This is a genomic window from Paenibacillus sp. EB106-05-06-XG162, assembly GCF_058791655.1.
The window spans coordinates 1-845 of record NZ_JBYTDT010000046.1 but is presented as its reverse complement, the minus strand read 5'-3'; the positions used below and the strand labels follow the sequence as shown (position 1 = coordinate 845).

The following is an 845-nucleotide window of genomic DNA, read 5'->3' as shown; positions in this document are numbered from 1 at the left end:
AAACATGTGGCTCGCGCACAAGACTACCGCGGAGTCGAGTTCGGGAAGCCAATTGCATTTGAGAACAATCGGGAAGGGTTTGAGTTATTCGTAAGTTGGTTCGAGAAACTTACGACCGAACAAGGATTTCAGGACGTCATCGTCGGCATGGAACCTACCGGTCACTATTGGTTGAATCTTGCGTATTTCCTAAGCGAACAGCAAATCAAGTATGGTGTGGTGAATCCCCTGCACGTGAAGAAAAGCAAAGAATTGGACGACAACTCTCCAACAAAGAACGACATCAAGGACGCAAAAGTGATCGCACAGCTAGTCAAAGACGGAAGATACGCCGTACCTAATCTTCCCCAGGGCATCTATGCGGAACTGCGGGAAGCCATGAAAATTCGCGATCATCTGTCGACTGATCTGTGCGTAGTACAAGGACGTGTCCATAATTGGCTGGATCGGTATTTCCCCGAATTCCTTACGGTATTTAAAGATTGGGAGTGCAAGTCAGCCCTTCAAATGCTAAGCCTTGGTTTACTACCGCATGAGCTTGTTTCCCTGTCGGACGAAACCTTGCTTCAGCATCTAAGGGAAGCTGCAAAACGTGGACTTGGCTTGGGACGCGTAAAGAATTTGAAGGCAGCGGCCAGCCGATCTGTGGGCATAAAACATGGTTCAGATCTTGCGAAGATGGAACTGCGACTATTGTTAACCCAATACGAACTGCTACAAAAGAAATTTGAAGAGTTGAAAGTGAAACTGGATGAACTGCTGATGCAAATTCCTTTTGTTCCGCAATTGTTGGCAATTAAAGGGATTGGCAGGGATACCATAGCTGGATTTCTCGCTGAAGTTGG

At 46.9% G+C, this 845-nt stretch carries 1 protein-coding gene; it reads left to right on the top strand.

The genetic code is table 11. The annotated features are described in order from the left end of the window. Positions 1-845 (top strand): IS110 family transposase (locus AC3WU2_RS30645; protein WP_492458613.1); only part of this gene is annotated, 845 nt, incomplete at both ends.